Annotated in this window: 13 protein-coding genes; 5 read left to right on the top strand and 8 right to left on the bottom strand. The window is 57.9% G+C overall.

Annotated features, from left to right (window positions below; translation table 11 throughout):
• Positions 1 to 102 precede the first annotated feature (102 nt).
• On the bottom strand, positions 103 to 891 hold the full coding sequence (locus Poly21_RS17155; protein ID WP_302119341.1) for a hypothetical protein: 789 nt from the start codon (positions 889 to 891) through the stop codon (positions 103 to 105).
• 142 nt (positions 892 to 1,033) lie between these two features.
• On the opposite strand from Poly21_RS17155, the gene Poly21_RS17150 reads away from it, so the two are divergent.
• Positions 1,034 to 1,318: a Trm112 family protein gene (locus Poly21_RS17150; protein ID WP_302119339.1), complete on the top strand. Its 285-nt coding sequence runs from the start codon at positions 1,034 to 1,036 to the stop codon at positions 1,316 to 1,318.
• 132 nt (positions 1,319 to 1,450) lie between these two features.
• Here the strand turns inward: Poly21_RS17150 and Poly21_RS17145 are convergent, their stop codons facing one another.
• On the bottom strand, positions 1,451 to 2,080 hold the full coding sequence (locus Poly21_RS17145) for a superoxide dismutase family protein (RefSeq protein WP_146408115.1): 630 nt from the start codon (positions 2,078 to 2,080) through the stop codon (positions 1,451 to 1,453).
• A gap of 115 nt (positions 2,081 to 2,195) precedes the next feature.
• Complete coding sequence (locus tag Poly21_RS17140; RefSeq protein WP_146408114.1) at positions 2,196 to 2,597, bottom strand: hypothetical protein; 402 nt, start codon at positions 2,595 to 2,597, stop codon at positions 2,196 to 2,198.
• 148 nt (positions 2,598 to 2,745) lie between these two features.
• On the opposite strand from Poly21_RS17140, the gene Poly21_RS17135 reads away from it, so the two are divergent.
• Entirely contained in the window at positions 2,746 to 5,394 is a 2,649-nt protein-coding gene (locus Poly21_RS17135; protein ID WP_302119337.1) for a ComEC/Rec2 family competence protein, read from the top strand.
• 110 nt (positions 5,395 to 5,504) lie between these two features.
• Here Poly21_RS17135 and Poly21_RS17130 read toward each other — a convergent pair whose 3' ends face one another.
• On the bottom strand, positions 5,505 to 8,243 hold the full coding sequence (locus Poly21_RS17130) for a protein-disulfide reductase DsbD family protein (RefSeq protein ID WP_302119335.1): 2,739 nt from the start codon (positions 8,241 to 8,243) through the stop codon (positions 5,505 to 5,507).
• 81 nt (positions 8,244 to 8,324) lie between these two features.
• Positions 8,325 to 9,533, bottom strand: coding sequence for an aminoglycoside phosphotransferase family protein (locus Poly21_RS17125; RefSeq protein WP_146408112.1), 1,209 nt, complete (start codon positions 9,531 to 9,533; stop codon positions 8,325 to 8,327).
• A 331-nt stretch (positions 9,534 to 9,864) separates the two neighbouring features.
• Between Poly21_RS17125 and Poly21_RS17120 the strand changes: the two genes are divergently transcribed.
• The 3 genes from Poly21_RS17120 (at position 9,865) to Poly21_RS27630 (ending at position 14,114) form a co-directional block, all read left to right on the top strand.
• Positions 9,865 to 10,065, top strand: coding sequence for a cold-shock protein (locus Poly21_RS17120; protein ID WP_146391139.1), 201 nt, complete (start codon positions 9,865 to 9,867; stop codon positions 10,063 to 10,065).
• A 350-nt stretch (positions 10,066 to 10,415) separates the two neighbouring features.
• Positions 10,416 to 13,841: a PVC-type heme-binding CxxCH protein gene (locus Poly21_RS17115; protein WP_302119330.1), complete on the top strand. Its 3,426-nt coding sequence runs from the start codon at positions 10,416 to 10,418 to the stop codon at positions 13,839 to 13,841.
• A gap of 117 nt (positions 13,842 to 13,958) precedes the next feature.
• Positions 13,959 to 14,114: a hypothetical protein gene (locus Poly21_RS27630; RefSeq protein ID WP_302119328.1), complete on the top strand. Its 156-nt coding sequence runs from the start codon at positions 13,959 to 13,961 to the stop codon at positions 14,112 to 14,114.
• 48 nt (positions 14,115 to 14,162) lie between these two features.
• Here the strand turns inward: Poly21_RS27630 and Poly21_RS17110 are convergent, their stop codons facing one another.
• Genes Poly21_RS17110 through Poly21_RS17100 form a run of 3 tightly spaced genes read right to left on the bottom strand, consistent with a single transcriptional unit; the run spans position 14,163 to position 20,129 of the window.
• Positions 14,163 to 15,566, bottom strand: coding sequence for a tetratricopeptide repeat protein (locus tag Poly21_RS17110; protein ID WP_146408110.1), 1,404 nt, complete (start codon positions 15,564 to 15,566; stop codon positions 14,163 to 14,165).
• On the bottom strand, positions 15,563 to 17,077 hold the full coding sequence (locus tag Poly21_RS17105) for an FG-GAP repeat domain-containing protein (protein WP_302119327.1): 1,515 nt from the start codon (positions 17,075 to 17,077) through the stop codon (positions 15,563 to 15,565). Before Poly21_RS17105 ends, Poly21_RS17110 begins: the two co-directional genes overlap by 4 nt.
• Positions 17,070 to 20,129, bottom strand: coding sequence for a CRTAC1 family protein (locus Poly21_RS17100; RefSeq protein WP_146408108.1), 3,060 nt, complete (start codon positions 20,127 to 20,129; stop codon positions 17,070 to 17,072). Before Poly21_RS17100 ends, Poly21_RS17105 begins: the two co-directional genes overlap by 8 nt.
• Positions 20,130 to 20,287: the final 158 nt, after the last annotated feature.

Below are 20,287 nucleotides of genomic sequence, written 5' to 3'. Positions count from 1 at the left end.
CCTCCCGGGAGGCCACGGCTTAGCCCCAGCCTGGCCCCCCACGATGCTGCCAGCGTGAGGTCCATGCTGGCCAGAGAACGCTGCGCGAGCACGGCACGGTCCCTACCGCCAAATACTCGGCGGCACTAATCCCGCGACATTGCTGGTATTGGTCATGCCGGCCGGATGGTTCAATGGAGGTGACTGCGGCATCAGTTCGGTTGCTCGCAAGCCCGTCTGCAGTGTTGAGCGGCTTCCTTGGGCAGCCAGGCTGCTAGCAGGGCTGACGCCGCCATTGAGAGGCTGGTATTGGACGTTGCTACCGAGCGGCTGCAGTTTGCTGGCGAGTGGCTGCAGCTTGGCGGCAACCTCCGGTGAGACGTTACTGGCGAGGCTGCTGGCCGACGAAGCAGGAACTCGGCCCACCGGCTCGAAATCAACCTTTTGCTCCCGCGTCATCCGGGTCAAACGCTGGGGAACCTGGATTGTCTGCGTGACAGCTTCCCACTGCACCTGGGTCGTGGTTTCCGAGACGACCTCATCGCGAGCCTGCCAACGGATTTCGGGCACATGCTGGTACGCAACGGTGGGCTGCCGAAACGGGTTCCAGCGGCCTTCGACACGGGGTAGCCAGCGTGACTCGGTAACAGGCGTATAGGTCCGGCGTGTCGCTGGTCGGGTTTCGACCACCGTCTTGGGCTGGTAGACGGTGTGCTGCTGCTCCATCATTTTTGTTTCGACGACTGGCCGCTCGATCGTACGTATTACCTGGCGGTAGACAATTCCGGTGTCCGGGTTGGTGTAGTATCCCGGCGTATCCTCAGCGAGCACAGCCGAAGGAGAGGCGACAGCAGCTACCGTAGCAACCAATGGAGTGAACATTTGTTTGCGAAAACTGGCGATGTAACGCATCACAATCCCTGTTCTGGCGTGAAAACTTCTCACCAAAGCCGAGTCCGCTTGGCGATTGTTCAAGAAGAGAAGACAATGGAAGTGTTCATCGGACATTCTCCTCCCATACATCACCCTCTAACCCTCCCGGGCCGAGAAACGGATGATTATCACACCGAATATTCTGCAAATGCTGCGTTGCCCCGCCGGTGGAGGAGCACTCGTACTGGCCGATCGGCAGCTGATTGAGAGGGTCAATGCGGCTATCAGCGACGGCACCGCCCGCGACCAACTCGACGCGCGTGTCGACGAACCTATCGACGCAGGGGTAGTCAACACCGCTAGAAATCGCCTGTATCCCATTCGCGACAACATCACGACGTTGATCGCCGATGATGCCATCCGCATTGACAATTTGGGAGCAGGCCAGACGCCTGGCCTGTCCTGAATGTCATCAGTAGCAACGCGACAGAAACGTCGAGTTCGCGGGGACCGCGAACTGGCAGTCAACGGCTGATTTTTGCAAAGTCATTCTTGTCCGATGCTTGACTGCAGAGGGACTCGCAGGCGGTCGCGCCAATTAGGGAGCAACTTTCTTTTCGATCAATCCGAACGCTGCCCGAGCACCTGCGTCACCGGTCGGTTGGGTGAACTTATCATCACCTACATGCACCACAATGGACTTGCCCACAATCGAATTCGGACCGCGCAGTGAGATCACGTTGTCAGTGATCTCGATTTTAGCGACACCTTGATCATCTGCGGTGATATTGCCGAGGTCCCCAAAATGACGTTCCGCGTCGGTAGGCTTGCCGTGCTTTTGTCCGGTCGGATTAAAATGTCCTCCGGCAGACTTGCCTGTTTCCTTGTCGGACAGATCACCGCTCTCGTGAACATGGAATCCATGCTTACCAGGCTTCAATCCTTTCACTTCCCCGGTAACAGTCACCTTGTCCCCCAACTGCGTGAAATTCACTGTACCGGTGACGCCGCTGCCCCCGATCTGCTCAAGCCGGCAAATCGCGACATCGCTCTGACCGGTCGTGTCCTCGACGTCGTCGGAGGCGGTGCCAGCAATCGGACTCTGCGATGTCGTTTCAGAATTCGCTGGATTCACGGCAGCTGAATCCGGCGATTTTTCGCACCCGAGTGTCATGAACGCGACGCTGGCGATGATCAAAAACGAGGGGCTGTTGAGGCGGTGGAACATTGAGATCTCCTTGATGGGATGTGCGGTTCAGGCCCGAGAGCAGCCGCTGCTTGGCCGCGATCGAGAGTGACATTGATCCCAGGTGATCTGCAAATCCGATGCCGTTATCCGCTATCTATTCCTGCCAGTCGCTATCGAGATCGTCGGCAATCGTCTCGCCGCCCGCCGCCACCTCGTCAAGCCCCAACTGGGCGAACTGCTCATCGTTGAGTTGGACGTAGCCAAGGCCATGGAGGACCTCAAGCACTTCACTGCAGGTTGGGAACATCCGACCGGAGCTCTGCTTGTATTCGTCCATGGCCTTCATGAACTCAACTTCCCCGGCGGAGTAGTCTCGCTCGCAGGTCGTCGGATCGATGTGCCGGCGGCGCTGATTTTTACGGCGTGATGTCGCGGGCGCCTTGCTGCTATCACAGTTGGCGCCTCCACGACGATCCTCACGACGACGGTCCATCGTGAGCGTGTTCGCGATCGGGGAATTGACAGGTGCGGCGACGTCGGCGGTTGAAACAGACATGAAGGGTCCTCGTGCGATAGGATGTTACTTGGGAGAGCGATCTGACGGATCGAAACTCCTGGGTCATCAATAGGTAGCATGGCGATGGTGTGCATGAGGCAAGCCTGGTGGACTTTGACGGCAATTCCTCAAGTGCGGAGCAGTGACCTTGCGGCCTGTAACGATTCTCGCGGTCCTGCCCGCCAAATTACGTCATTTTCACGCGATCAATGTCATGCACCGCATGCAGTCGCTGGCATGGCAGCAGCCGCTGACGCTGCTCGCTGCGTTTGCCTGGCTAGGCGTGCTGCTGGACCGGTCCACAGAGCTCCCTCAGTCACTATGGCTGTCGCTGCTGGTCTGCTCGGCGATTGGATTGCCGATTTGTTCACGGTTGCCCCCACCCGACTTGAACCGGTTGCGGATTCCCATAATCGGCATGTTAATAATCAGCCTATTCGCACTGCGGCATCACAATGTGACGTCCCAGTATGCTGCAGCGACGGTTTTTGACGTCCTTCAGGATCAAGCGGAACCGATGATCCTAACGGGGGTAGTCGATCGGCCAGCCCGTATGCAACGAGACCCACTCGATGTGGCGGCAAGCTGGCGGGATGACGCAGCGAGCGGCCTGCGCGGGACCAGCAAGTTTCAAACAATCCTGCAGGTCTCAATCCGAACGTTGCGGATTGGCTTCCAACCGGAACCTTTCACCGGGCGGGCATTGGTGCGGGTTGACGGAGATTGCGTCTCTCTCTTGCCAGGGGACCATGTCAAATTAATGGGTCAGATCTCACTGTTTACTCCGCCGACGAATCCCGGCGAGCGCGACATGCGGGAATGGGCGGCCCGCAACGATCTACAGTGCACCTTGCAGGTCGATAGTCTCGAGGGCGTGAGCAGGCCCGACAGCACTGAAGCGGGACAGCGTTACACCATCTGGCAGCGTGGCGGACGGATCGTGGCGTCGCTCGCCGCGTCTGCTCGAGAATCGATCCTGCAACAGATTGCCCCGGACCAACAGGGACTCGCCCTAGCACTCGTCCTCGGCCAGCGAGATTTGCTCGATCGCACGACAGCGGAATCCCTGCTCGTCACCGGCACCGCGCACTTGCTCTCGGTCAGTGGCCTGCATCTAGGTATCCTGCTGGTGCTAGCGCGAATCATCGCTGGACTGCTGCGTTTTCCCTTAAAATTGCAGTGGGTTTTCCTGGTTGGCGTAACGTTGTTCTACGTCGCCATCACAGGTGGGCGACCGCCCGTGTTACGTGCCGCCATTTTGCTATCGACGGTCGTTTTGTCCACGGCAATGGCTCGTCCGCAGCAACCGATTAATTCACTCTCCCTCGCCGCGATCGTGCTCGCTGGGTGGATGCCTGCCGCTATTTTCAGTGTCGGCATGCAGTTGTCATTTCTCGCCGTGGCGACGTTGTTGAGCTGTGGTCGTCCGCGGAGCCGTGGGCATACCCTCGCCAGCCAAAGCATTGAACTGGAACATCAATTCGATGAATTGGCGCGCCAATCTCTGGGACGCCTTCGGCGGTATCTGCAGTGGTCCAGCAGAGGATTGATGATTGCCGTTTGGTATAGCGGCTGTGTATCTGTGATCACACTACCAATCGTCTGGAATCAATTTCATGTCGTCTCACCAATCAGCGTGCTCGTCAATGTGGTGCTGTCACCTCTCATGCTGGTCGCATTGTCTGCCGGTGTGTCGACGGTCTTGGCAGCCGGCGTATTCACGCCTCTCGCTGTCATCCCCGGCTGGGTTTGCTCCGAGGTCTTAACAGTCATGCGATGGGTCATTGAGCAGGCGTCAAAGGTCCCAGGGGGTCATGCATGGCTCCCGAGTCCCTCGGTACTCTGGGTGGCGATGTTCTACGCGGTGCTGCTGCTGATCGTGGCGGCGCGTGCATGCAACCACAGGCGAGTGCCGATCGTTCTCTGGTCCATCGCCTGGTTCGCAACCGCATGGTGGACGGCCACAACCCCCAGTGCGTTGCCCGCTGGAACCTACGAAGCAACCTTTGTCGATGTGGGCCACGGCACCGCGACCATCCTGCGTCCACGCTCAGATGATATCTGGCTGTATGATTGCGGGTGGCTGGGGAACTTCCATCAAAGCAGTCAGAAGGTTGACGATGTGCTGTGGTCGATGGGCGTGACGCGACTGCAGGGAATCGTGATTTCCCATGCCGATGCTGACCACTTCAATGCGTTGCCGGGATTGGCAAAGCGTTTCTCGATCGGTTGCATTATCACTCCTCCGGACATGCTGTCCGGTGATGGTGCGATGCTCGCGCGCACACGTCGCGTCATCCAAGAGTACGACATCCCGGTGTACGAAATCGATCGTGACGGTTCGCTCGCGAAGCGATTGAAGCTTGCTGAACCGCCGTTCTGGTTGCGCGACGTGCACGTATTGCACCCTCCTGCTGTGCCACTCGATGCGAGCGACAATGCAAATTCACTGGTGCTGCAGATCGATCACGGCGGACGCTATCTGTTACTGCCGGGAGATCTAGAACCACCGGGCACCGCCGTTTTAATATCGACACCTCGGCCGCGACCGGGCGGGGTCATGATGGCACCCCATCATGGCAGCCTGCGGATGGATGCGGGTGCAGTGCTGCAGTGGGCACGCCCCCGTGAGACCATTGTCAGCGGTGGCAAACGGGCTGCGAAGCCTGCCGTCACCCAGATGCTTTCCGCCGCCGGCGGCGGTGTTCACGTCACCGCCGACGATGGCGCGATACGTGTCCGGATGGATGCCGCCGGCAACGTTGAGATCCGCTCCTGGCTGGGCGATCCCTGGTAACCAAAAACCGACTACCGACAAATGATGTTCGGAAACCGACATGAGCGCTCACTCATCGCCATAATGCCGGCGCGGATGGCGGCACCTCATCTCCCAGGACAAAGTCGTCGTCACCGCGTGACGAGCGTCTTGGGCACTTCCGGCTTGTGCGTCACCAGGGGTCCCGATTGGCTCGGGCCGGCCTGTCGCAAGGCGTTAAGTACGTTTTGCTGCGTGACGAGATCGCGTAGCAAGATGGGGCGACTCGGGTCACTGCCCGGATAGATCGCCAGCAGCGGAATCGACTTGCTCTGTAACTCATCGAGTTTGGCCTTGATCTCAGGACTCCGATCGGTCCAGTCAGCATACATTGTCACCACACCGAGTTCCTCCACCAGGTCGGCTGTTGGCTGCGTGTCGATCGCCACCCCGAGGTTCACCAAACAGCTAAGGCACCACTTGGCAGAAAAATCGACCAGCACCGTCTTGCCCTCGGCATGCAGTTCTTGCAGACGCACTTCATCGTACGGCTCCCAAGCGAGCAATTCCTGCTTCGTCTGCTGATCTGGAGCGGCGGGACCGAGATACGTGAACGCCAGAAGGGAGATCGCCACGGCCACCCCGATTCCGGAGACCCACGCGATCAGGCGACGTTGGGCAGTTTGCCACGACGGCGTTTTACCAATGATCCAGCAACCGAACCAAACGCCCATCAAGGCCGCGAAGACCCACATTTTATCTGCGTCATCGAAGGTGTAAAAGAAGAACGCAACGGTAGCCAAAAACAAAAATGCCAAGAACTCTTTGAACGTTTCCATCCACGGTCCGGGCTTGGGTAGCCAAGACATCATCTTGGGCCAAATCCCCATGATCACGTAGGGAACGGACATCCCTAGACCTACGACAAGAATCACAATCGTCGATTGCAGCGGTGGTAGCTTGCCGCCGATCAATGCGAAAATGCCACCGAGGAATGGACCACTGCAGGGTGTCGATAACACGGTAGCGAACATGCCTTTGAAGAATGCACCGGTGTAGCCTTCACGTTGCTGCAGTTCCTGAGCTCCTTTGCTCGAGGCCATTCCAGGAGCAGGTAGCTCCCACACACCGAAGTAACTTAATGCCATCGCGAACATCAACACGATCAACGCAATGCGGACTTCGGGGTGCGTGAACATCTCGCCCCAGGCCATCGAAAACACAACCATCAGCACGGCGAGCAACACAAAGATTGCCATGATGCCAGCGGCATAAGAGAAGTTCAGCAAAAACGCTCGCCGACGATCTGAGCCTGCCTGCTGGACAAAACTCATCACCTTCAGACCGACAACCGGCAGCACGCAGGGCATGAAGTTCAAGATGAACCCGCCCAGCAATGCAAACCCCAGTAGCACCGGTAGCGTCATCGATGTACCCGAGGAATCTTCCATCACCAGCGGCGCGACGGTCGCATCATCCGACGCATTTCCACCGGCTGCTGCGGGCGGTTTCGGCACGCTCGAAATCGCCGCTGCGGGAGTGATTTTGTCCACCCATTGCGTGTTGCCCGCCAGCTTTTTGACATCGCCGAACTTCGCAGAGGTCAGTGTCATCGCAGCGGCCTGCGCGCCACCGGTACTCTCGGCTGGATCGCCTGCTACGACATTGACAACGGCCTCGAAGCGAACCGCCTTTGGCACCAAGCAACTCGAGGCCGTGCAGGCTTGATAGCCGATAGCGCCTCGAATGGTTTTCTTGCCAGGTTTCGCGTCCGCAGGAATTTCGATCGGCATGGTCCACGTCACATCACCGTCGTGATATTGATTGACGAGCCCAGGAACGAGCTCCTCTTTGATGATCTCCGCATCCGTTTTCGGAGCAGCAATCTTCAAACCCGCTTTATCTTCGACGGCAAAGTTCGTCGACATCGGGTCGTCACCAACAACCCCAGGATATGTGTGGTACTCGCCCTCAGGCAGAGCCGTGAAAACGAGCTTGCCTTGCTGTCCGGGTCGCAACGACGCGGGTGTCACATACGCTCGCCACCGGATTGCGTAGTCTTCGTCCTGAAAGAGCGGAATCGCTGACGTGTCGACTTGCTCGCTGTTCGCCGAGGTCCCCGCGTCCGCCGACAACTCGGTGTCCGCAGCTCCCTTTGCTTCGATCCCCACCATCGCGGACTTCGCTAGCGCGGGAGGGGCTAGACCGGCGTAACTGGCTGTCAGTGTTTCATCGAGCGGTTGGCAGGCACCGCCGGTCATGCATGTCAGGGCACTGATTTCGACCTTGATCTCCGGCAGAGACTCGGCCGTCTGATCAGCCTGCTGGATCTTTGCCACGGCAAAGAACTTGACTTCGTCTTCATGTTCCTCAACCGTGATACCACCGAACTCTTCAGAAATGCTCTTCTTCGGCTTCGCATCGGCACGCCACTCGCCCACGATCTGCAACACATCGTCACTGACGATACTCATTTTCGTTGGCAGGGGTCCGCCTTTAGGCTGCGTCAGAGAATAGATGTGCCATGGTGATTCCAGGGCAACATCGACCTGAACGACAACCAGTTGCGGCTGATCGGCGACTGCATAGAAGGACGCCTTGACGACAGCGGGCTCCTGCTGGCCCAACCCACTCGGATCCGCTTGGCCGTAGCGTCCCAATGACAGCGAGGGGAACAGTCCCGTGGTGTCACCAACGTCGGCGCGTACCGATGACACCATTGGCCCTACCGCCATGACCAACAGCGCAAACACAGCCGCCATCGTGATCGTTCGGCCGCACCCACCGACCAGGAGCCGCGAACGATTATCGCGCGGTTGACACCGCCGCTGTGAGCCGAGGGTCGGTGCCATTTGTTTCACATTCGACCGGGTCATTTGCAGAGTCGTCATCAGCGTAGGGCTTGGTGAAAGTCAGATTCGATTGAGAACTTAAATTAGATCCGAAGTTGCCTTCGCAGGGTGATCGCAATTCTAACAGATTCGGCAATCCGAAGCGATTAAATGAGAAATCCGGCCCTGGATCTGCTGAGCACTCGCGGCAAACTGCCTATTCTCCGCAATCAGCCAGACTAGCCAATTGGCCAGACTGCCGACGCGATTGACTTCGATCAGCGTCTGAGCTAGCTCGCACTCGCATTGAGAAAATGGTCGAATCCGACGATACCCCGCCACCGCCGCAGCGAGCGGTGAGCCAGGCTCCGACGCGGCCCCCCGGGTGATTGACGGTGCGGCGTCAAAATCCCCCGCCCAGCGAGCCAAGTCGGCGGCCGGCGAATCCAAATCAATCGCGTCGTAGTCTAGAATTCCTTCCACCAGCCCTCGGTCGTTGAACAACACGTGCTCGCGATGGCAATCACGGATTACCCAAGACGATGTCAGGTGCTGCGAATCACAGACATGCTGCCGCAGTCGTTCGATTAGCTGTGGACTGATCACGGCCCACTCCCGAGAAAGCCAACCCACACACTGCGCCAATCGTTTGGCGAGCTCGCGACAACGCAATACTGAAGCTGGATCGTGCAGCTCCTCAGAGGTCAACTGGCAAGTCAATTGATTAGCCAGTTCGTCCTGAGCGGGGATGACGGCAGTGATTTGGTCAATCAGCGGTGAGAGCTGTTGCAGCCGCCTGATGCGATCCGTGAGGCAACGGGGCACACCTGGCGCCGCCGAGCGTGCCAACCCCGCAAGATCGCAATCTGCTCGATTCATCGCAGCGTGAACACGGGCGATCGCTTCGCCTCCAGCGGCGACTGCCTGTGCCGATGTCTCAGCGGGCAGCGCCGCGCCTGGAATCCAACGCGCCAGCTCCCAAACGCGGCCATAGGCGTGCAATTGCGCGGCGTCGACGTCGGCACGGATGAGCGGCGGTGCCAGCAGGTTACAATGGCGTGCGGCCGCTTGGACAATCGCAGCAATCCGCATAATTTGCGGTGTCGATGTCGCCGGCGACCACGCTTTCAGGGCCCACGAGGGGGGAGGTTCGGCTCGTCCCGGCGAACGAGTCTCCGCGGCCACATCCACGCGGAAAACTGCCCCGCCACTGAATCCTGACCCAATCGGAGTCGTGCGAAAGTGCGCGGGAGGCATCACTGGATCGGCCGTCACCGGCGCAATCGTCGAACTTTCCAATGTGGCTGACCAGTGGGTCAGTACCGACAGTCGTTGCTCGGGCGTGAACATAAGCGTGGGTCAAGGCAATCGTAAAATGTTCGTCCGACGGGAATGCCCGCTGTACCGGCCCGGAGAGCCTCTTGAGCGGTAAATCGATCTCGGCGGGCGGCAAGATACCGCAAGGCGGCCTACAAAAGCAAGTTTTTACAAAACTTCTTTCGCCTCACTTTCGCCACGAATTGCGGGGCCAATCGAATCTTTCTGGCTAAGGGAAAACACGTCTTTGCCGCCCAACCATCGCCAAAACGGGTATTCGGCGATATACTCTCCGCCAGTAGTTGAGTACCGACGGCGCACTGTCGTTGGGCTTGTCTACAAGACACCTTTTAGGAATGAACAGATGGCAGAGGGTACGATCAAACGAGTCACCGACAAGGGATTTGGATTCATCGACACTGGAAGCAGCAAAGACTTGTTTTTTCACTCGTCAAGTCTTCAAGGGGTTAATTTCGATGACCTCCGCGAAGGCCAACGAGTGACCTACACCGAAGGCCGGGGCCCCAAGGGTCCTTGCGCTGAGAACGTCTCACTCGCTGAGTAGTGGATTCTCAGCGGCCGTGATTCGGAGCAGTCGCCCTGGGTGATTGATGTGATGAAACGTACTGCCGTTGAAGAAGATACCGAAGTGACGTAGTGAAGAATGAACAACGCGGTCCCAAGGGTTTCCCCTTCGAGAAATCCACCTTAGGCGACCGCGTGTGGATGGGGAGCGAGTCGCCAAGCCTGAATTTTTACGAATTCATCGCGGCGAAGCGCTCCTGACCACAAAGCCGATCCATTCTCTCTTGGATCGAGATAACCCCAAACATGCCCATCGACAAGTATCTATACTCTCGTGCTCTTTGCTGTTTGCCTTCCCACAATGCCGTTGCCCGCATGACGAGTGCTCGAATGCCCCACTCCCGTCCCGCTTGGCGCTCCCCGACTGGGATGCCCATCAAACGCCTGTCGCACACGGCACTGAAGATTACCGCAGCGATCACGCTCGCTGTCTCGGGTTTCGCATCCGCCGATGAACGGCCCAAACCCAGCCAGCCCAAACCAGCCCAATCTCAATCAGACCACCCCAGCTTGCAATACGATCGCTGGAGCGGCTCGATAAACGTGCCTGACCCCGTCGCGATCAGCGTGGACCATCGCGGCCGAGTTTTCGTCACTCAGACCCGGCGTCGAAAAATTCAGGATCTCGATATCCGCGAAAACCGTGACTGGATAGCCAACGACATCGGCCTGCAAAGCATCGAGGACAAAAAGTCTTTCTACCACTCCCGACTAGCCATCGGAGGCGACCAAGCCGTCCAGTCCAAGCATGTGACGGATGTCAACGGCGATGGCGAGCATGACTGGCGAGATCTCACGGTCATCGGTGAGGTGATCTATCGTCTCAGTGATGAGAACGGCGATGGGAAAGCCGACGAGATTGTCGTGTTCGATGACGATTTCAAAACCGAGGTCACCGGCATCGCTGCTGGGGTGATGGCATGGGGCGATGACGTGTACGCGACCATCGCACCGGACCTGTGGCGTTTGACGGACATCAATGATGATGGCGTTGCTGATACCCGCGAGGTGATTGCCACCGGCTTTGGTCTGCACATTGCCTATGCCGGCCACGACATGCACGGGCTCACCATGGGCCCCGACGGGAAGATGTACTGGTCCATCGGCGACAAAGGCATCAACGTCACCAGCCAATCAGGACGACATTATTTTTATCCTAACCAGGGCGGCGTCATGCGCTGCAATCCGGATGGCACCGACTTTGAAGTCTTCGCCCATGGACTGCGCAACGTGCAAGAAATCGCATTTGATCAATACGGCAATCTGTTCGGCGTCGACAACGATGCCGACCAACAAGACGAGCATGAAAGATTCGTTGCGATCGTCGATGGGATGGACGCGGGATGGAGGTCTCACTACCAATTCCGCGGCGATAAATACAACCCATGGACGAATGAGAACCTGTGGCGACTGCCTGGTGACGAGCACCCCGCTTACATTGTCCCTCCGATTGAACATTACGTCGACGGACCCGCCGGGTTTAAGTTCAACCCAGGCACAGCGTTGGGGCCCGCGTACGAAAACTATTTTTTCCTGACGTCGGCGCCCAACGGAAATCAATATGCCTTCCAAGTCGAACCCGTTGGTGACTCATTCCGAATGCTGAATGATCATCTCATTGGTAAAGGCCCTGCGATCGTGGGCCTCGCGTTCGGCCCCGATGGGGCACTCTACGGAGCGGACTGGGACGGCGGCTACCCTCTCGACCAAAAAGGGGCCGTCATTCGGATTGATGTTGAAAAATCCATGCGTCATCCGTTGCGGCAACAGGTCGCAGCAACTTTGGCCAAAGGAGTGGACGAAAGTTCGATCGCAGACCTGACAGATCAACTCTCCCATCCCGATATGCGAATCCGCCAAGCGGCGCAGTTTGAATTAGCAAACCGTGGCAACACGGAGGTCTTCCAAACCATCTTGAAAGCAGACGACTCGAGCACCCTAGCCAAGCTGCATGCCGTCTGGGGTCTGGGGCAACTTTCCCGCGCGGGCAACCAATCAGTGAACAGGAGCATTCAAGCCGCCCTCAAAGATGCATCCGCGCACGTTCGTGGGCAAGCGGCCAAGACTTGGGGAGAATCAAACACCAATGATGGCAGCGCCTTGATCCCGCTTCTGAGCGACGATGATTTGCATGTCCGCGTCAATGCTGCCTTGGCACTCGCCCGACACCCCAGCCCCCACGCGGCAGGCGAGCTGCTGGAAGCGGCCAGCAATCTGTCCGTGGATCAGCACTACCTCCGACACGCCATCGTCGCTGCGTTGGCAGCCTGCGCGTCCAGCCCAGACCTAGTGGCGAAGCAGAGTAGTGACAATGAAATGCAACGACTCTGCTGCGTGCTCGCTTTGCGCCGCCAAGCCAGTCCGGCCGTCGCGGAGTACTTGGATGATCCATCCGACTGGGTCGCAACCGCTGCGGCGCGAGCCATCCACGACGACCTGTCGATCGCAGAGGCGATGCCAGCTCTCGCCGCAGCGCTTTCCACAGACGCCTCCCACAGCGAGGCGTTTTGGCGACGCAGCATCAATGCGAACTACCGACTCGGTACCGCCGAGTGCTTCGATCGCGTTCTGGCGTTCGCATCACGAACGAACGCCCGTGCCGAAGTTCGAATCGATGCTTGCAACGCTGTTGCCAATTGGCTGCAGCCCCCCGTGCTCGACCGTGTCGAAGGTCGCCGGCGAGATCTCCCCAACGACCATCGGGCGATCGACGCTCCCACCGCCGAAAAGGAGCTTGCCTCGCTTGCCAGCGGCGGCGATCCACGCGTGCAATCAGCCAGCATCGCGGCGGCCACCAAACTTGGGATTAAGCTATCAACCCAAGCCTTGCGGGGGATCTTCCATACTGAATCACTCGACACTTCGCTCCGCATCGAATCATTGCGCTCGCTCGTGGCATCCGCAGACGATGATGCCGCCGGACTTTGCCTGGAGGCGGTGGCTTCACCTGATCAACCACTCCAGCTCGAAGGGGTAAAACTGCTTGCGAATCACTTTCCCAACCAAGCATTTCGCGCGATCAAGCAATCGTTTGAGCAAACCAAATTTCTGCGTGTGCGCCAGACCTGCATCCGCGCTGCCGGAACGCTCGGCCAAGCCGACAGTGATGCTTGGCTCACTCGACTAGCTGACCTGGCGATCGCCGGTGAACTGGAGTCCGAGCTCTCCCTGGATGTCTTCGAGTCGCTGCAGCAGGCCTTGTTAATACACGAGGACCGCAGTGCAGATGCCAGCCCCATCGCACGAAGCACGATGCAACTGCAGGAGCTGGCGGCTGCCCGCTCAAAAGACAATCCAGAGAATGCCAAGTATGCATTCTCGCGAGACGGCGGCGACGCTGAGAATGGCAAACGAATCTTCAATACCAACGTCGCTGCCCAATGCGTACGCTGCCATCGGATCGGCAAAGAAGGAAGCGATATCGGTCCCGAGCTAACGAAAATCGCAACCCAGCGGGACGCGGACTATCTCTTACGCGCGATCGTCTCTCCAAGCGAGGACATCGAACCAAAGTACAAGACAACCGCTTTTGTGCTCGACTCGGGAGCTGTCCTCAGCGGTGTGATTCAGTCCGAAAGTGACGACGAAATTATCGTCGCCGACGCTGCAGGCAAGCTGATCAAGATTGACCCTGACGAGATCGAAGACCAGGTCGAGCAAAAAGTATCCCTGATGCCTCAGATGCAAGCGGTGCTCTCAGCCGGTCAGGTCCGTGATCTGGTCGCCTACCTGCGTACTCTCAAACAGGGCAAGTGAAGGCGGCAAGCATTTTTTTCTCCACCTAAAGAAAGCTTTATCTTCGGATCAGCAGTACTTTAGGCGCCGGTGCGATAGTGGTATCAGACACCTGAAATCCACATCCTGGAGAGAACCATGACCAGCTTCGTAACCTTCATTTTATACAGCGCAGCGATTACGGCGACCATTCTGATTGTGACCTACTTTGCTGGCACGACCAAGGGTCGCACCCCGAAGTCAGACGGCTCCAACAAGCCACTCCCCGCACGCCGAATTCACGAATCAACCTGATCATGTACTGATTCCCGCGCACCGGGGGTCAGCTATACGACGCAGGTGTCATTTCCGCGATGCTTGGCCGCCTACCTGACGAGCCGCCTGAACGTATTGGCTGGCTTGTTCGAGATCGCCTTTCTTACGCTGAAAATCCGCCATCACCAGAAAAGCATCCGGAGTATCGGGCGAATTCTGGATCGCTCGGACAATCCAAGGCTCAGCAACGTCCCACTGATACTTCATATAGTCTCTGGCAATCATCAAGAGGGCGTCTTGATCGGGCTCTCCATCGGACAGCGATTTCGTGATCATCGCGAGTTCATCGAGCCGTTTGCGACCGTCTAAGTGCTTCTGCATATGCTGATCGGCACGCTCAGCATCGCCCTGTTCGGAATACGCCGACGCGAGCAGGTAATTGAGCGAGGCATCGTCAGCGAACCTGTTCATTAGTGGGGTGAGCACCTCGATGACCTGCGCATGCTCGCCGCGTTTGGCAAGCTGCGATGCGAGCGAGTGGCGAGCGGGGAAATTCAGCTCGTCGAGCTCGAGCACATCGCGTAAACCCTCGATTGCCTCGTCACTGCGTTGCATTTGTAGGAGGGCATCACAGCGCAGCAACCGCAGGGTTATGTTGTCGGGTTCATTTGCGATTTCGATATCGAACTGTTCAACAGCCTCCTGATACTTGCCCACATACTTCATCAACTTAGCAAGACCATGACGGGCCCGTCGCAGGGCGGGATCCTGCCGGATCGCGGTTCGAAACAATTTCTCCGCTGCGTCCATGTCCCCCGCGGTGGCGAGTAACTCTGCCTTGTAGGCAATCGCTCGAGGGTTCTCCGACGCTGCCTCGATCCACTCGTTGACATGATGGAGAGCCCGCTCGTTTTGCCCTTGTCGGATATCGCGATTGATGACCGCTTCCATGATCTCCGAGCCACGCTCAGGAAATCGAACCAACAACGCAGGGGCTTCATCAATGCCGGCGTCATTTCCTCCACACTGAATCTCAAGCAAAGTGCGCTCAAACTCCAATTGATCCGATGCGACCCCGCGGGAACGCGCGGTCGTCAACAGCGCGATCGCCCGGGTGGGCTCCCCTGAAAAACGAGCGACGCGAACCCGCCCCAAGATGGCACTATCTCGCTGTGCAGGCCATGACTCGGCCAGTTCAAAGTTTCGGTCTGCCTCCGCGTACCGCCCCGCTTTCAATGCGACTTCGCCGCGGTAGACCCAGTACGTCGGCACCCCCCAGTACACTCCGATTCCAACTAGAGCCAACAACACCAACGACATCCCAATCAGCCGTACATGTCCCTTGCGGGCCGCGCCGCTATGCACGGATTCCGCAGTCTCGTCGCTTGGCACATCCGCTGGGACACGAATACTCGTGGGGTTGTCGGAAGTTCCGTGGCGCGGTGCCGCCGACTTGCGTCGGGATGGTTTGGGGCGTTGTCGTGCACTCATTCTTGATTCACATACAGTCGCAGTGCAGCCTGTGGTTGATGATCGGAGGTGCTCGGCGGAACGAGTAAATCGAGGTCACCGTCAACGTCCCAGTCAATCAACACGCAGGTTGCGGCCTCGCAGACGTTTTTACGGAGGGAGTGCCGGAGGAAACTGCCGTCGTCCTGCTGTTCGAACCACGCGACACCGTCAAAGGTGTCGACGGGGTACTTCGCGACCTCCTCCGCTGCTAAATATGCGACCGCCGCGATATCGGTATCTCCGTCGCCATCAATATCACCGCTGACGGCGCGATAGCAACCTGGCATCGCAGCCACCTGGTGAACGGTAAAAGGAAACGAGCCCTCGTTTTCGAGCCACTTGATTCCATGGTTGGGCTTGGCCAGACCATCGTCAAACGTATCGCCGTTGGTGTACAGCACATCAATGTCACCGTCCTTGTCAAAATCAACGAGTTCGATACCGCTCGATCCCGATGCAGGATCTTCTGCATGAAAGACAACTCGCTTTTCAAAAGTCCCATCACCCAAGTTTCGATGCAATTCAACCGACTCGTGGTGCTGGGCAACGAGCGCGAAAAAATCCATCAGACCATCTTGGTCAAAATCGATCGGTTGCAACGAGATCGTGCCAGGTCGCGAATCGATCACTCGCCAATCGAATTGAGGAACGCCCTCGCTGGTTCCTGCATGCGTCGCCAAATAGATCGAACCGACAAAATGCAGCCCAAAATCACCAACGAGCAGATCGAGCTCGCCATCACCGTTACAGTCGAGAGCTCGCGCGTCGGCAACACGCGACAACCCCAACTTCAACGCATGTCGCTGCGGTGCCCCATTGGCTTGGCCACGCAGCAACCACACGCTGCCCTGGTGTTCTGACTGCGGGTTGAGCGTCCCCAGGTCGGCGACCAGGTAATCTTGAAATTCGTCACCGTCCCAGTCCACAGGTTCGATGTGAGCAGGATGCGAAACATCGCCGAGTCCGGTAACCTGGAATTCTTGCTCGGTCGCCTCGGCCAATGTTAATGCGCCGGTCCACATGTCAGACAGCAAGAATCGAGGACGCTCACGCTCGCCGCTGAGCACGCGGATACTTGAGATCGATGCTGGTTTGTTGTCACCAGGCCACAATATCTGTTGTTCGGCAAACCGTTCGCTGGCGACGCGTGCGGGCATCGGGATGACAATTCGGTCTGGTGCATCGACCCGAAAGAATTCGACGGCCGCGTCGAGATCGGGAATCACCAGATCAGTTCGGCCGGATTGCCGATAAATGCGGATGCCCTGCTCGACTTCCTCTTGCCAACGTTCTTTGTCGAAACTCGCCGGATTGGGGAATGAATGACAATCCGAGCAGAACTCAGTGATCGCATTGACGCTCGTCGGTGCGGCAACTACTGACCGGGACGACACCGACTCGCTGCGCTGACATCCCCCGATCAGCGCGCACAGAACGGAAACCGTCATGGTAGCCGCGTGGATCGGTGAGGAGAGAAAAAAACTATTCACTGGTTTGCGTTAACTCAAAAGCGTCGTCGTCTTCAACTAACAGCCATTGACGATTAACGCCGAGGGATGGCCAAGTTTGTTTCTTGCCGCTGGGCCATTGTACCTCTACCTCAACATCCGAGAAGTTTCCACCGAGGCCAAAACGCGTGCATCGTTCATTGCTGCAGAGGTACCCATCTCCGCTGGTGACGAACTTCGTCGCTGGCCCTCCACCCTGGCGTATCGTAACCACGCTGCCCACTGCCCCCCGACTAACATGGCGGCCGACCAATCGGCAGCTGATGCTCGCATAACCTGTTTCTGTATGATTGACGAGCAAGGCCGTCGGCTCAGATTGGTGAGTGATGAGGACATCAACGCGACCGTCGCGATTCGCGTCAATGGTCCACAAGGCTCGACCAATGTGCGATCGCTGAAAATACTCGCACGCTACGTTAGCGCCAATCTCCTCAAACTCCCCCTGAGTCGCCTGCCGAAACAACTGCAGTGGCTGGGCGTATGTGGACTCGGGCCGGACGACACGAAAATCATCCACATGCCCGTTGGTAACGATCAACTCGTCCACTCCGTTGTGATCAAAATCAATCGATTGCGTCCCAAAGCCCACCATCGCGATCGTCGGCTCAGCGATTTTTTCGCTCGCGGTGCGATCTCGCCAACCACGACCAGCCTGCGACATCGACAGCATGTTGTATTCATCAGCATAATTGCTCGTATAGAAGTCCGCGATCTGATCACCATTGAAATCACCAACCGCGATGCCCATCGAGCCTTGAGAGCGTGACTGCGCATCGGTTGCCAACCCAACCAGCGTGCCGGTCTCGGCGAGCTGAAACAAATCACTCGCCGGACGATCTCGATCGACCGACGTCCAATAATGGTTGGTCGTCATGTCATTGGCAACCAACACATCGGTGCCCAATGTTTCGTCCAGGGCTCCCGCAACCACACCCAATCCGCGTCCCCGAATCGCGGGAGTTGCCCCCCACTGATCGCCAACATCGCGAAAGGTACCACGACGCGTTGCGGCGTAGAAATTGTCTGGCTCGGCTAAGAACTGGTTGGGGGAACAGGAACGCACCCCAGCAGCGTCGCCCAATTGGCATTCCAGGGTGGCCGGCTCGAGCCCCACGCAATAGTTGGCGATCACGAGGTCACCGAGCCCATCGGAATTCAAATCCGCTATCGCCGCACTGGTCGACCACACCGAATTAGGAGGTAGGAGCTGCTCGGAATGATCTGTGAACGTCCCGTCTCCGTTGTTGATCCAGATCCGGTTAGGGCCGTAATTCAATACCAGCAAGTCGTCGAAACCATCTTCATTGACATCACCGACGCAGACGCCCGTACCGAACCCATGATCGCGGGCATCGCAATAGGCCGAAACGTTTTGAAAGTGGCCACCCCGATTGCGGAACATCGCGTTGGGGGCGGAGTCGACTAGAGGCGGCGTTCCCCCAGCGGTCACCAGGTACACGTCAGGCCAACCGTCGAGATCGAAATCGATTGTCCCGCCGCCGCACCCCAGCATCTGCGAAGTCAGCACCCCCGGTTCGCTCAAGTCGTCGGCTGAGCGACCGAAAAAGGTCAGCCCGCGCTGCACCGCTTCGTTGGCAAACGCTAAAGGCTGACTTGCGGCGATCGCCACCTGGCCCCGTGAGCCGAAATGATTGCCTGCTCCGTGCCCCCCAGCGATCGTCGCTCGGTTCTCCGAATCAGGATCGCCGCTCAACCTGGCAATCATGGCGGGCGCTGAAACCGACGACAACCAATCCCATTTAATTCGATCAAGGTGGGTATCCCACGGGGTCTGCCGTTTCAGTTGCGTAAGGATTGACTGCCGCAGTGACTCCAGTTGCGATTTCTGGTGCGAATCCAACGGCGACATCGTCAGCCCGATGGCCGCCCAGGCCTCTGCCTCCCACAACCATCCTAACTGCATCGTTGTTTGAGCCAGGGCCAAGATCGAGTCTGGATTCTCAACGCCGCGGATGGTCGACTCTGCGTAGTTCTGACGGAGTCGCATCAGGAGGGCTGCCCGCTCTCCGATCGCATCGGAATCGATCGCCAGGGCGGGTTCGTCGGTAGCCAGGGCAGCCAGTTTTTGCCATGGAGCGACACGATCAGGCCCCAATTTCGCCGCCTGTCCGTAACATTCGATCGCCGCCGTCGGGTCCCTAACTTCCATGGCCCAGTCCCCCATCGTCAGCCAAAAATCGGATTCGGCCATGGCCGCTGCTGATGCCGTTGTTGACCACTGAGCAAGTCGTTCATATTGACCCAACTGCACCCATACACGCCCCAGCAGCATCTGGGCGGGCAGGAATTGAGGATGCTCGTTGACGATCGGCACCAACAAATCGGCTGCCTCTTGCATCAATCCGCTATCGAACCGCTGCTTCGCTTCGCCGAGTTGAGGCCGCAGGTCGCTCGGGTTTCGCTCTAGCATCTGCTGGAGCGATGCGACCTCCTCGAACCGACGATCGTAAGACGACGCAGCATGCAACAGCGTGAGGTCAAATTCACGCGCCTTGATTAACGCACGCCGCTGTTCGGCCGCCTCGCGATGTTGTTCCGTCGCGACGAGGAGATCGCTCAGCAGTCGCCGCAACGCCGTCCTATCGGGCGTCTGTTCAATCGCACTGCGTAACAGCCCAATGGCGTCGTGGAGCCTCCCCGCCGCCAGCAACCCCGTAAACGCCTGATGAACCCGCTCCTCGGAGGCCCAGTCATCAGCGGCGGCGGCTTCGACAAGTAGGTCAGCGGCTTCACTCTGACGCCCCGAGCGAAACGCGACCTCCGCAACGCTCGCAAGTTTTTCGGAATCCTTTGGATAAGCGATCAACACGTCATCCGCATATTTCCAAGCTTGTTCCCATTGATTCCGAGCAGCGGCTGCCTGCATCTCATCATACGCATCCGCTGGCGCTCCCATTACCGGGGCGTCATTAACAGGCTTCGAGCAGCCAGCAACCACCACACCCGCCAATAGCAGCCATCGATAAGGTGATTTAAGAAACCGGTGGTACCACAAAATCAAATTATTTTTCACACGATTTTAACGCTGTTGCGGGGTGATCGACGTCGCAGCGGAAACAATCCATCCCTTGGAAGGCTTGACGGCTCATCCTCTTACTCTATAGGGTCTCGCCCTCTCATGGCAGGCTCAGCCTTTTGAGTTTTCAAATATCGCTATTTTTTGCAAATCCG

Origin of the sequence: Allorhodopirellula heiligendammensis, from assembly GCF_007860105.1 — a bacterium.
Lineage (GTDB): Bacteria > Planctomycetota > Planctomycetia > Pirellulales > Pirellulaceae > Rhodopirellula > Rhodopirellula heiligendammensis.
Note: the sequence above shows the minus strand (reverse complement) of the source record. Positions and strands in the feature narration are given on the sequence as shown.